This is a genomic window from Microbispora sp. KK1-11, assembly GCF_006874435.1.
GTDB lineage: Bacteria > Actinomycetota > Actinomycetes > Streptosporangiales > Streptosporangiaceae > Microbispora > Microbispora catharanthi.
In genome coordinates, this window is the sequence record NZ_VIRJ01000003.1 from 217031 (window position 1) to 230152 (window position 13122).

Genomic DNA, 13122 nt, shown 5'->3' on the forward strand with positions numbered 1-13122 from the left:
CGCCGTCACCCGAGGACGGGGTGGTTGCCGAGGATCACGCCGTGCGGGTCGCGGCGGCGCTTGACCTGGCGCAGGCGGGCCAGGATCCCGGCCGGGAAGGCGGACGCCGCCGGCTCCCCGTGGCCGAGGAAGGTGAAGGGCGTGCGGCCGCTCGCGACCCCCGCCACCGCGTCCGCGACGGCCGACTGGCGGCGCCGGATCGCCTCCTCCACGCCGGGCGCCGCGAGCACGCCGAGCGTGCTCAGCAGGTAGGGCTCCGCGATGTGGCCGCAGGCGCCGCCCTTCTCGTCCACCCGGGCCAGCGCCCCGCCGAGGTGGCGGATCTGCACGTAGGCGAGCGGCGCTATGGTGCCGGGACCGGCGGCGGCCAGCAGTGCCGCCGCGTCGGCGTCGCCGAGCCCGGTGAGCAGCTCGGAGCGCAGCAGGGCGGGCGTCGGGTCGGTCGGCTCCGCGCAGATGTCCGCGAGGTTCGCCACCGGCATCCGGCCGCGCGTGTCGAAGACGGGCTCGGGAATCCCGTCGAACCGGTGCAGCAGGGCCCGCGCCTCGTCCGGGTCACCCAGGTAGGTGACGTCGATCGTCACGGCCGACAGGCCGCGCAGCGGCTCGGGCAGCTCGGGCAGCGGCGGGAACTGCAGCAGGTGGAACCAGACCGTCAGCTCCTCGGGCGCCTCGGCCGTGGTGGCGCGGAAGGCGGCAAGCACCTCCGCGGCCCGCCTGGCCGGCCACAGGATCCGCCCGCCGTACAGCACCGGCGCCGGGTGCAGGTCGAACTCCATCGCGGTCACCACCGCGAAGTCGCCCCCGCCGCCGCGCAGCGCCCAGAACAACTCCGGGTCGCTGCCGGCCGTGACGGTCGCGTGCTCGCCTGAGGCGTCCACGACCTCGAACGCGCGCACGCTGTCGGCGGCGAAGCCGTACCTGCGCCCGAACCAGCTCAGGCCACCGCCCAGGGTGAACCCGGTGGCGCTGACGGCCCCCGTGCTGCCCGCGAGCGGCGTCAGCCCGTGCTCGCCCGCCGCCGTGAGCACCTCGCCCCAGGAGACGCCGGCCTCCACCCGGGCCACCCGCTCAGCCGGCCGTACGGTCAGGCCGCGTAGTCCCGACGTGCGCAGCAGGATCGCGTCGTCGAAGGCGGCGGGGGCGTGCCCGTTCGGCTGGGTGGCGACGCGCAGCCCGGCGAGGCCCGCGTAACCGACCACGGCCGCGACGTCGTGGGCGTCCCGCGCCTCGACGACCGCCGCGACCCGCTGGTCGACGGCCCTGTCCCAGGGGCGCCGGCTCTCGTCGAAGCCCTCGTCGCCGCGCACCAGCACCCGGCCGCGCACCACCCGGCGGAGATCGGCGCCGAGCGCCTTCACCTGGTCCATCTCTTCTCCTCCCCATCGTGGGTTCCTCGTGCGGGACCACCGTGGAACACGGGGATCGGAACGGGCATGGGCGTGGCTTGGAGACCGTCTAAGTCGCCCCCAAGTGGACCGTTCCGGTGGGAGTCGTCCCGGCTCTACGCTTGCGGCAGCGATCAGAGGGGTTTTCGATCATGAACTCGCTGTCCTTCCGGCTGCTCGGCCCCTTCGAGGTCACCGGCGACGACGGCCGCGTCCTCGACCTCGGCCCACGCAAACAGCGGGCGGTGCTCGCCGTCCTCGCCCTGGAGCCCGGCAGGATCGTCTCCCTCGACCGGCTGATCGACGAGCTGTGGGCGGACGAGCCGCCCTCCAGCGCCACCGCGACGCTCCAGTCGTACGTCTCGAACCTGCGCAAGGTGCTGGAGCCGGGACGCCGGCCGCGCACGCCCCCGGCCGTGCTGCTCACCCGCGAGCCCGGCTACCTGCTGTCCGTCGCGCCCGGCCAGGTCGACCTCGTGCGCTTCGTCTCCTGCGTGGAGGACGGCCGCGGGGCACTCGCCCGGCGCGAGTACGCCGCGGTGCTCAAGCTGATCGACCGGGCGCTGGAGGCGTGGCGGGGCGAGCCGCTCGCCGAGTTCGCGGCCTACGAGTTCGCCCAGCCCGTCATCGCGCGCCTGTCCGAGCTGCGGGCGGTGGCGGTCGAGGACCGGTTCGAGGCCAGGCTCGCCATGGGCGACGGGCCCTCGTGCGTGGCCGACCTGGAGCGGCTGGTCGAGGCGTACCCCTACCGGGAGCGCCTGTGGAGCCTGCTCGTCCTCGCCCTCTACCGGTCGGGCAGGCAGACCGACGCGCTCGGCGCGCTGCGCCGGGTGCGCGCCCTGCTCGCCGAGGAGATGGGCCTGCAGCCCGGCCCCGAGCTGCGGCGGCTGGAGCAGGCCGTGCTGGAGCAGTCGCCGGCCCTGGACGCGCCCGCGCCCCTGGAAGCGCCCGCCGTCGCGCGGCCGGCCGCCGCGCCGCAGGTGGACGCGCCGGAGGAGACGCCGTCCCTCCCGGCCGCCGCGCCGCCGCCCCCGTCCGCGGCCCTCGTCGCGCGCGAGAACGAGCTCGCCCGCCTCGGCGAACGGCTCGGCGCCGTACGGCGGGGCCGCGGCGGCGTGCTGCTGGTGACCGGCGAGCCGGGAATCGGCAAGACCAGGCTGGCCCAGATCGCCGCCGAGGAGGCCGAGGCGCGCGGCGTCACGGTCGTGTGGGGCCGATGCGTGGAGGCCGAGGCGGCCCCGCCGTTCTGGCCCTGGCTGCAGGCGCTGCGCGAGCTGGGGGAGCGGGGCCGGGCCGCCGCGCGGCTCCTCGCGGGCGAGGGCGGCGCCGCCGCCGACCCCGAGGCCGCGCTCTTCGAGCTGTACGAGGGCGTGCTGGCCGCGCTCGCCCGGTCCGGCACGCCGACGCTGGTGGTGCTGGACGACCTCCACGCGGCGGACGCCGCCTCGCTGCGGCTGCTCGCCTTCCTCGCGGCGGAGCTGCACCGCAGGCCCGTGCTGGTGCTGGCCACCGTACGGCCGGAGCCGGGCAGGGAGCCCGAGCGGCTGCGCGACACCCTCGCCGCCCTCACCCGCGAGCCCGGCACCGAGCGGCTCGCCCTCGCGCCGTTCACCGCGGAGGAGGTCGGCGCGTTCCTGCGGCGGCACCACCTGACCGACCCCGCGCTCGCCGAGGTGCTCTACCTGCGCACCGGCGGCAACCCCTTCTACCTCGGCGAACTGCTGCGGCTGCTCGGCAGCGAGCACCGGCTCGACGCCGCGTCGCTGGGCGTGCCGGAAGGCGTCATGGAGGTCATCGGGCGGAGGGTCGCGCGGCTGCCCGATCCCACGAGGGACCTGCTGCGCCGCGCCGCCGTCCTGGGCCGCGACGTCAGCCTCGACGTGCTGGAGGCGAGCACGGGGATCCCCGCCGAGGAGGTGATGTCGCTGCTGGAGCCCGCCGTCGCCGTCGGCATCCTGGCCGAGGCGCCGGGCGGCTTCGACTACCGCTTCTCGCACGCCCTGGTGCGCGACGCCCTCTACGCCGGGCTCGGCCGCCTGGAGAAGGCCAGGTTCCACCTGAGCGTGGCCGAGGCCCTGGAATCCCTGCCGGCGCCGCTGCCCGCGTCGCTCCCCGGTGGCGACGGGGCGGCGCGCCTGCCCGTCCTCGCCCACCACTTCGCCGTCGCCGCGCGGGTGGGGGGAGCCGGCAAGGCCGTCGACTACGCCGCAAGGGCGGCCAGACAGGCGACCGCGCAGCGCGCGTACGACGAGGCGGTCGAGCTGTGGGACAAGGCGCTGCTCGCCCTCGGCACGCGCGACCCGGCCAGGCGCTGCCGCCTGCTGATCGAACTGGGCCGATCGCTGCGCGTCACCGGGGACGCCGTGCGTGCACAGGCGGCACTCGAGGAGGCCATCGCGCTGGCGGAGGACACGGGCGACCGGGTGGCCCTGGTGGAGGCCGTCACGGTGTTCGGCACTCTCAGCGTCTGGAACTGGCGGTCGTACGGAGTGGTCGACGACCACACGGTCGCCCTCCTCGAGAACCTGCTGGCGGGCCCGCTGGACGACGCCCACCGGGCGGCACTGCTCGGCACTCTCGGCATCGAGCTCAACTACGGGCCTCGCCGGGCCGAAGGCGAGGCGATGGTGGTGGAGGCCGTGGAGATCGCCCGGAGGATAGGCGACCCCGCCCTGCTCCTCCAGGTGCTCAACAACTACATGATCGCGTCCTGGGTGCCCGAGCGGGAGAACGAGCGCCGCCGCGCCGCCGAGGAGATGCTCGCGGTGCCCGACCTTCCCGCGGCGGCCGAGATCGTGGCCCGGGTGCGCCGGATGTCGTGCCTGTTCAGGGCAGGGGAGCTGGCCGAATGGGACCGGGACCTGGCCCGCGCGGAGCATCTGCTGCAGGAGGTCAGAAGCCCTGAGCTGACGGCCATGGTGCGCATCGCCCAGGCCGCTCGGCTGACCCTGGAGGGCCGCTGGGACGAGGTCGAAGACCTCGTCGGCGAGCTCGGCGAGGTCTTCGGCGACAGCAGCATGTGGGGCCTGGGCGTCGTGCGGCCGACCATGCTCTACACCTGCCGGCGGGGACAGGGCAGGGTCGCCGAGATCCTCGAGGAGGTCATCACGGCGGCGTCGCAGCCGCGGAACGACCCGCTGCGTCCCATAGCCGTGCTCGCGGCGCTCGACGTGGGCGATCGCGAGCTGGCCGGGAGCCTGGTCGCCCGATGGGGCACGACGGTCCCCGACGACTGGTCGGGGGAGTTCGTCGCCGTCATCTGGTCGTACGTGGCGGCTCAGCTCGGCGTCCCCGATCCCTCGGGCCTGTACGCCATGCTGGCGCCGTACGGGGATCGGCTGGCCCTGCACGGCCACGGCACGGCCGGCTGGGGCTCCATCCATCAGGCGCTGGCGATGCTGTCGGTGGCCATGGGCGACCGGGAGCTGGCCCTGGACCACGCGCGCCGGGCCCACGAGATCCACATCCGCCTGGGGCTGGACTACTGGGCGGAGCAGAGCGCGCGACTCCTCACCGAACTGCGCGCATAAGGGAGTGCGTACGTCCCGGGGGTCGTGTCACCATCGACGGAAGGCACCCGGGGCCGGGAAGGCATCGGGGTGTCCGACTGTTCTGTCTAGTAGAGATGACATATATGCGAAACGAGCCCGAAGACCTCGCCGTGGGCGATTACGAACTGGAAGAGCGCCAGGCGCTCCGCCGCGTAGCGGGTCTGTCGACAGAGCTCGAAGACATCACCGAAGTCGAGTACCGGCAGCTCCGGCTGGAGCGCGTCGTCCTGGTCGGCGTCTGGGCGGGCGGCACGGCCCTGGACGCGGAGAACTCCCTGCAGGAGCTGAAGCTGCTGGCCGAGACCGCCGGATCGCAGGTGCTGGAGGGTCTGATCCAGCGTCGCGACCGGCCCGACCCCGCCACCTACATCGGATCGGGCAAGGCGATCGAGCTGCGGGACATCGTGGCCGCCGGCGGCGCCGACACCGTGATCTGCGACGGTGAGCTGACCCCCGGTCAGCTCCGTCAGCTCGAAGAGGTCGTGAAGGTCAAGGTCATCGACCGGACCGCGCTGATCCTCGACATCTTCGCGCAGCACGCCAAGAGCCGCGAGGGCAAGGCGCAGGTCGAGCTGGCGCAACTGCAGTACCTGCTGCCGCGCCTGCGAGGCTGGGGCGGCAACCTGTCCCGCCAGGTCGGCGGTCGCGCCGCCGGCGGCGTCGGCATCGGCGGCCGCGGCCCCGGTGAGACCAAGATCGAGCTGGACCGGCGGCGGATCCGCGAGCGGATGGCCAAGCTGCGGCGGCAGATCAAGGAGATGTCGACCGCACGGCAGACCATGCGGCACCGCAGGCAGGCCCGCGAGGTGCCGGCCGTGGCGATCGCCGGCTACACCAACGCCGGCAAGTCGTCGCTGCTCAACCGGCTGACCGGCGCGGGCGTGCTGGTCGAGGACGCGCTGTTCGCGACCCTCGACCCCACCGTGCGCAAGGCCCGCACGCCCGAGGGCCGCCTGTTCACGCTGGCCGACACGGTCGGTTTCGTCCGGCACCTGCCCCACCAGCTCGTCGAGGCGTTCCGCTCGACGCTGGAGGAGGTGGCGGACGCCGACCTGATCCTCCACGTGGTGGACGGGTCGCATCCCGACCCCGAGTCGCAGATCGCGGCCGTCCGCGAGGTGCTGGCCGAGATCGAGGGCGCGCGGGACATCCCGGAGATCGTGGTCGTCAACAAGGCCGACGCCGCCGATCCCGTCGTGCTGACCCGGCTGACGATGAAGGAGCGGCACAGCGTCGTCGTGTCCGCCCGCACCGGGACCGGGATCGGCGAGCTGATGTCCGTGATCGAGCGGGAGCTGCCCCGCCTCGACCACGAGGTCAGGCTGCTGGTGCCGTACGACAGGGGCGACCTGATCGCACGGGCGCACAGCGAGGGCGAGGTCCTGTCGCTGGAGCACACCGGCGACGGCACGATCCTGCACGCCCGGGTCTTCGCCGACCTGTACGCGGAGCTGGACCGGGTGGCCAAGCCCGTCGAGACCGTCTGACGCCTCCCACAGGCGGGCCACCTCCGGCGTGCCGGTGGCCCGCCGACGGTTGCCCTTGCTACGATAAGGAAAGCCTAATGGGACCTTATGGCGTGGGTAACAACATGACACCAGTCAGTAGCGGTCACCCTTTCCAAGGCGTTCGCGGATATCGGATCGGTCTCGTCGATCCTGATCTCGCCGCAGCGTGTGAGACGAATGATGCGCGGCGATGCGTATGAGACCGGCGTACGTTTCTGTCGCTAACCCTGTACATCAAGCCCACCAGTGAAATACCGTAACTGAACTGAATCGCCCGGGTTCGAGACCCCGGCGGTAGGGTCATCGCACAACATCGGTGCGCGATGAGGCAGGAGACCCCCCAATGACGTCCGGACGCGAAGCGGACCCGGCGGGCCAGGCGCCCGCAGGCGGGGGCCGTTCGCCGTCCCGGGATGTTTGGCTGGTGATCGGATGACCGTTCGCCTTCTCACGAACATCGGCCGGCTCTGGACCGGGCACGATGTGTGCAGCAACGCCGCGATCCTCGTGCACAACGACCGGATCGCGTGGGTCGGCCGCGCCGCGGACCTCCCGCAGAGCGTTCCCGGCGTCGTGGACGACATCGTCGACGTCGACCACGTGGAGAACCTCGGCGGTGCGCTCGTCACGCCCGGCCTCATCGACGCGCACACCCACCCCGTCTACGCCGGCAACCGCTACGCCGAGATGGCGATGCGGTCCGGCGGGTCCAGCGCCTCGGCCATCGCGGCGGCGGGCGGCGGCATCGGTTCGACCGTCACCGTCACGCGTGGCACCGACCCCTGGACGCTGTGCAACGGGGTCCGCGAGCGGCTGCGCGAGTGGCTGCTCGGCGGCACCACGACCGTCGAGGCCAAGACCGGCTACCACCTGACCCGCGACGGCGAGCTGGCCGACGTGCGACTGCTGCGCGAGCTCGAGAAAGAGCCGATGATGCCGCGGGTCCACGTCACGTTCATGGCCGCCCACGTGGTGCCGCCGGAATACTTCGGCCGCCAGCGCGACTACGTCGAGGCCGTGGCCTCGTGGTGCGCGGACGCCGCCGGCGCCGGGGCCGACAGCGTGGACGTCTACTGCGACGACGGTCACTTCACCGCCGAGGAGGCCCGCTGGGTGCTGGCCTCGGGCCGCAACGTCGGGCTGCTGCCGCGCATCCACGCGGGTGCCTACAACCGGCGCGGCGCCGTCCAGCTCGCGGCCGAGATGGGCTGCGCCTCCGCCGACCTGCTCCATCACGCCTCGGACGAGGACGTCGCCCTGATGGCGAGGTACGGCGTGCCCGCCGTCGTCTGCCCGGGCGCGGCCCTGCAGGTGGGCCACCTCCCGCCGGTGCGCCGGATGCTGGCCCAGGGCGTCCCGGTGGCGCTCGGCAGCGACCACAACCCCGGCCACTGCGGCATCACCTCGATGTCCCTGGTCATCAGCCTCGCGGTGGCGGCGTTCGGGATGAGCGTCGGAGACGCCCTGCGGGCCGCCACGCTGGGCGGCGCCCAGGTCCTCGGCGCTCCCGACCGCGGCATCCTCGCCCCCGGCCGCCTCGCCGACATCGTCCAATGGGATGCCGACCACGAGGGCGCGTTCGCTTGGTCGTTCGGCCTCAAGCCGCGTCGCGTCTGGCGGGGCGGCACACCGGTCCAGTGACCGGTGTGGCCTGAACGTTCACGAAGAGGTTGCCGGGCGATCACCCGTGGGTAATCTCGCGATATGTCACCACCTGTCGCTGTCGTCACCGATTCCACGGCGTACCTCGGCGCCGAGGCGACCGGCAGATGGAACATCGACGTCGTACCGGTTCAGGTGATCCTGGGCGATCGCGAGATCGACGACGTGACCCCGTTCGACGCCGGTCTTCTCGCGCACGCCCTCAAGGACCGCTCGCCGATCGTCACCTCGCGCCCGGCCCCCGAGCGCTTCGCCGACGCCTACCGGCGGGCCGCCGCGAACGGCGCCGCCGCGATCGTCTCCGTTCACCTGTCCGGCGCGCTGTCCGGCACCGCGGACTCCGCGCGACTCGCCGCGGGTGAAGCCCCCGTGCCGGTCGAGGTCGTCGACAGCGGGTCGATCGCCATGGGGCTCGGCTTCGCGGTGCTGGCCGCCGCTAGGGCGGCCGCGGCGGGAGCCCCGGCCGCCGAGGTGGCCGACGTGGCCCGGCGGCGGGCCGCCGCCGCGAGCACGTTCTTCTACGTCGAGACGCTCGACTACCTGCGGCACGGCGGCCGCATCGGCCGGGTGGCCAACCTCCTGGGCTCGGCGCTGTCGATCAAACCGCTGCTGCGCATGGCCGACGGCGAGATCGGCGTTCTGGAGAAGGTCCGCACCGGGAGCCGCGCCCTCGCCCGCCTGGAGGACCTGGCCGTCGAGGTGGCCGGGGACCGGCCGGTCGACGTGGCCGTGCAGCACCTGATGGCGGCCGAGCGGGCCGAGGCGCTCACCAAGGGCCTGACGGCACGGCTGCCCAGGCTCGTACGGATGTGGGTGGCCGAGGTCGGGCCCGTCCTCGGCGCCCACGTCGGCCCCGGCATGCTCGGCGTCACCGTCGCCCCCGCCGCCGTGGACTGAACGCCCGGGCAAGGCCGCGTGGGGGCTGCGGCATCGCCGGGCCTTCTCGCTCGTCGCCTGGCGGTCCCTCCGGGGTTCGCGGGTTGTCCACAGAATCGTGTTCGGCACCCGGCGGGGCACTTGCGTGTCCCTACCGTCCAAGGCGTGCGAAGCAAGGAGTCTCGCGGGGCCGTCCGCGGCATCGTCGGCGAGTCCCGCCTGCGTGGGCTGTTGCGTCCGCTCGACCCGGTTCCCCCGTCCGCGCGCCTGCGGTCGACGCCGTCCCCGCCCGGGCCGCCGCCGTCGTTCGGCGCCCCCCACCTCGTCCGTACGGAGACGTACGTGCCGGAGCATCCGACGGAGGCCGAGGACGCCCCTTACCGGGAGGAGACCTCCGGCATGTCCGGCATGCCCGAGGATGTCGCCGATCGGCGGGAAGGACGAGCGGACGGGCCGGGGACGTCCGTGCGGGACCTGCGGACGCTCGGACGGGGTGCTCTCGGTCGCGCCCTGCCACGGCTCGACCCGGGCATGTCCGGGCTGCGGGTGCTGGTGGCCGCCGGGCTGCTCGCCGCGGTCGTCACCGGGATCCTGGCCTGGCGGTCGAGGCCGGTGGCCGAGCCCATCGCCCCGCCGCTCCCGGCCGCAGCGGTTCGCGACCTCGCCCCTGCCGCCGACCACGCCGCAGGCCCCGCCGGCCCCGACCTGCCACCGGGTTCGGCCTCGCCTCCGACGCCGGGCCCCGGAGCCGATAGCGGGCCGGGCGCGACGCCCTACGTCACGGGCGCCGGTGGCCCCATGGCCACCACTCCCGGTTCATCGGCGCGAGTCGTGGTTTACGTGACGGGCAAGGTCCGCACCCCGGGGGTGTTCGTCCTCGCGTCCGGCGCGCGGGTCGCCGACGCGATCGAGGCCGCGGGAGGTCTGCGGAAGGGCGCGAAACCGGGCGGGATCAACCTGGCCCGGCGTCTGGTGGACGGCGAGCAGATCGTCGCCGGAAGCCCGGCGACGGCCGGCGGGGGCCCCGCTACCGGCCCTGAGCCGGGCATGGCGCCGGGGGCGCCGGGCGCCGGGGTGGTGAACCTCAACACCGCCACCGCCGAGCAACTCGACGCGCTGCCTGGGATCGGCGGAGTGATCGCGCAACGGATCGTCGACTACCGGGACGCGCACGGAGGCTTCCAGAGCGTCGACCAGTTGAAGGACGTCCCAGGCATCGGCGACCCTAAGCGGACAAGTCACGTGTAAAGTGCGGTTCATGAAACCCCAGCGTGCCGTGCTGCTCCTCCGCATCAGCGACGACAAAAGCGGCGACGCCGCGGGTGTCGGCCGGCAGGAGGAAGACGGGCGCCGGCTGGCTCACCGCCTCGGGTGGGGCATCGCTCATGTCATCGTCGAGAATGACACGAGCGCTTTCAAGCGGCGGAAGATTCGCCTCCCCGACGGGACGACCGCTCTGCGCACTGTCCGCCCTGGCTTCCGGCGCGGACTGGACCTGCTCGCCTCCGGGGAGGCTGACGGGTTGCTCGCCTACGACCTTGACCGCGTGGCGCGCGACCCACGTGATCTGGAAGACCTCATCGACGTTGTGGAGTCCCGGACGCCCCGGATCCCTGTCGAGTCCGTCAGCGGCTCTCTGAGGCTCGCCAACGACGCGGATGTGACGATGGCCCGGGTTATGGTCGCCGTCGCGAACAAAGCCTCCCGCGACACAGCCCGGCGGGTTTCCCGCAAGCATGAGCAGCTCGCCGAGCAAGGCCGCCCGGGCGGGGGTGGGATCCGCGCGTTCGGCTATGAGCGGGACGGGGTCACCATCCGCGAGAGCGAGGCGGAGGTCGTGCGGTGGATGGCGCAGGCCGTCCTCGACGGCCAGTCGTTGAACGCCATTGCCAGGGAGCTCGCGGCGCGGGGCGTGTCGACGGTGCGGGGAGGGAAGTGGAACATCCGCTCCGTGTGGTCCACTCTGACCGGGCCGAAGATCGCAGGGTTGCGCAGGTTCCGGGGCGAGATCGTCGGGAAGGCGACCTGGCCGGCGATCCTCGATATGGACACCTGGGAGCAGGTGCGGCAGCGCATCTCCGAGCGGGCGCTGGGCACCAGTAACAAGATGGTCCGCTGGCTGACTGGCTCGCTGTGGTGCCCCCTCTGTCAGGGCAGGCTGACAGGGAACTCGGTGACGAGCACCAGGCGGAACGTGGGGCCGATCTACTGGTGCTCCACTGAGCGGGGCGGCTGCGGGAAGATCTCGGTGCGTGCCAGCCATGCCGAGGGTGAGGTCGAGCGGCGCCTGCTCGACTATCTGGAACGTCCGGAGGTGTTCCAGGCGCTGGTGTCCGCTGCGTCAGGGGACTCGATGGAGCAGGTGCGGGCTGAGGTTGCCGAGGATGAGCAGCAGTTGAAGGACCTCGCGCGGATGTGGGCGACCAAGCAGATCACGCTGGGGGAGTATTCGGAGGCTCGCCGCATCATCGATCAGCGGATCAAGGACGCCCGGATGTACTTGGTGGCGTCGGCGCCGCGGCTGCTACGGAGCCTGCTTGCGGGGGACGTGCGGGCGGGGTGGGCGGAGATGGAACCGGTTGACCGGCGGGATGTGCTGGCGGCGGTGATCCCGGATGGGTTCTGGGTGTATCCGGCGGAGAAGCGGCGGGTGTTCGACCCGAACCGGATCCGCCTACGGCAGCTCCCCGAGGCGTAGCCGCAGGTGAACAGCACTTATGGGGTTAGGGGGATAGGGCCATAGGGGGAGGGGGCCATAGGCACCCCTAGGTTCATGATCGTGACGGTCTATGAGCCCGCCTACCGCAGACTCATCCGCCTCATCAGGCAGGACATCCGCGGCGGCAAGTACCCGCCGGGGTCGCTGCTGCCCAGCGAGAACCGCCTGATCCAGATCCACGAGGTGGGCAGGGACACGGTCCGTAGCGCGCTGGCGGTCTTGCGTTCAACGGGCGAGGTCGTCACTATCCGGGGCGTGGGGACGAAAGTACGCGAGGCGTACGACCGTGACGACGAACCCGTAACCAGGGGGTGCCGGATCATCGCGCGCATGCCTACCGATGAGGAGATGCACAAGCTGGGCTTGACGCCGGGTGTGCCGCTATTCGTGATCGAGAAGGACGGGCAGGACCCGGTGGTGTTGCCGGCGGACAGAACGGCGCTGCTCGTCGAGTAAGGAAGGGGCTCGGCCGGGACGAAGGCGGGGGCTGCACGGTCTTCCTCGGCCGCTGGGGACGGCGACCCCGGGCAATGATCCTGCTCGGGGCCGCCTCCCCCCATAGCGGGGGCACCACCGCCGCCCGAGCCGTGGGGAACGCTGCGTGCCAGCGGTGGTGCCGCCTGTGGCCCTCGCCACGGTGGGCTTACCGGATCGTATCTGTCCGGTTTCTGGGTGTCACTAGGCGATCGTTGCCAGGAATCGCGATTTGCGTTTCGTACGTTCAACAACAGGTATCCCGAAGGTTACGTTAGGGTGACTTCTGGAACGCGACAAACCTGGCATACCGCCGCATACTCCAGTCAAAGGTTAAGCCTTCAATCACTGTGTGTGATGGTGCAAATTTTGCTGGTGAGCAGCCGAACAAGCGACAGATTTCGTGGCCTAAGTCCTGTTCCGTCAGCACCGATAAGTGCATACAGTGATGTCCTTATCGCAGAGCCGTGGGGATACGTATCCGCGATGACCGCTCCCCTGGAACGGTCGAAAGGGGCAACACGCCCAATGAAGATCAGCACGATTGGCGTGGTCGCAGTAGCCGTGCCGGGGGCCCTGTGGGCCGGCGTCGGCGTCCACGTCGCAGCCGAGGCGGTCAACGGCTCCATGGGGGGGAGGGGATTCCTGGCGCTGCTCGTGGGCGCGGCAGTCGCCACCCTGGCCGCCGCGGTTCTCTTCATCCACTACAGCCGCAATAGTGGGACCAGGGCACAGGCGGAGGCCATGAACAACCTGGCCGACGCCGTGCGCTCCCACGACCGCACCGAAGCCCGCTGGGAGGAGCGCTTCTACCGGGGCGCCGAGCGGGCCAAGCTCGACGCCGCCGACCACAACGCGCGGTTCCCGAGCAGGAACGACCCCATCCCGGCGGACACCGGGCCGTTCCCGTCGCTCGGGCCCTTCATGGGAAACTGAGCAGGGTC

The 13122-nt window shown here is 72.3% G+C and carries 9 protein-coding genes; 8 read left to right on the forward strand and 1 reads right to left on the reverse strand.

Annotated elements, in window-relative coordinates:
- Positions 1-5: 5 nt before the first annotated feature.
- Positions 6-1370: an FAD-binding oxidoreductase gene (locus tag FLW16_RS06415; protein ID WP_142558610.1), complete on the reverse strand. Its 1365-nt coding sequence runs from the start codon at positions 1368-1370 to the stop codon at positions 6-8.
- A gap of 170 nt (positions 1371-1540) precedes the next feature.
- Here FLW16_RS06415 and FLW16_RS06420 point away from each other — a divergent pair, with 170 nt between their 5' ends.
- From FLW16_RS06420 to FLW16_RS06455, 8 genes are all read left to right on the forward strand, one after another.
- A complete protein-coding gene (locus FLW16_RS06420; protein WP_142558611.1) occupies positions 1541-4918 on the forward strand; it encodes a BTAD domain-containing putative transcriptional regulator in 3378 nt (1125 codons plus the stop codon).
- Between the two features lie 104 nt (positions 4919-5022).
- Positions 5023-6426 carry a GTPase HflX gene (gene hflX / locus FLW16_RS06425; protein WP_260614954.1) on the forward strand — a complete coding sequence of 468 codons (1404 nt, stop codon included), beginning with the start codon at positions 5023-5025 and terminating at the stop codon, positions 6424-6426.
- Between the two features lie 453 nt (positions 6427-6879).
- Entirely contained in the window at positions 6880-8088 is a 1209-nt protein-coding gene (hutI, locus tag FLW16_RS06430; protein WP_142558615.1) for an imidazolonepropionase, read from the forward strand.
- Between the two features lie 63 nt (positions 8089-8151).
- The gene (locus tag FLW16_RS06435) at positions 8152-9006 is read left to right on the forward strand and encodes a DegV family protein (protein ID WP_142558617.1); all 855 of its coding nucleotides are present in this window, start codon (positions 8152-8154) and stop codon (positions 9004-9006) included.
- Positions 9007-9150: 144 nt separating this feature from the next.
- The gene (locus tag FLW16_RS44385; RefSeq protein ID WP_260614955.1) at positions 9151-10233 is read left to right on the forward strand and encodes a ComEA family DNA-binding protein; all 1083 of its coding nucleotides are present in this window, start codon (positions 9151-9153) and stop codon (positions 10231-10233) included.
- Between the two features lie 10 nt (positions 10234-10243).
- Positions 10244-11683 carry a recombinase family protein gene (locus FLW16_RS06445; protein WP_142558619.1) on the forward strand — a complete coding sequence of 480 codons (1440 nt, stop codon included), beginning with the start codon at positions 10244-10246 and terminating at the stop codon, positions 11681-11683.
- Between the two features lie 75 nt (positions 11684-11758).
- On the forward strand, positions 11759-12160 hold the full coding sequence (locus FLW16_RS06450; protein ID WP_142558621.1) for a GntR family transcriptional regulator: 402 nt from the start codon (positions 11759-11761) through the stop codon (positions 12158-12160).
- A 546-nt stretch (positions 12161-12706) separates the two neighbouring features.
- Positions 12707-13114, forward strand: coding sequence for a hypothetical protein (locus tag FLW16_RS06455; RefSeq protein ID WP_142558623.1), 408 nt, complete (start codon positions 12707-12709; stop codon positions 13112-13114).
- Positions 13115-13122 lie beyond the last annotated feature (8 nt).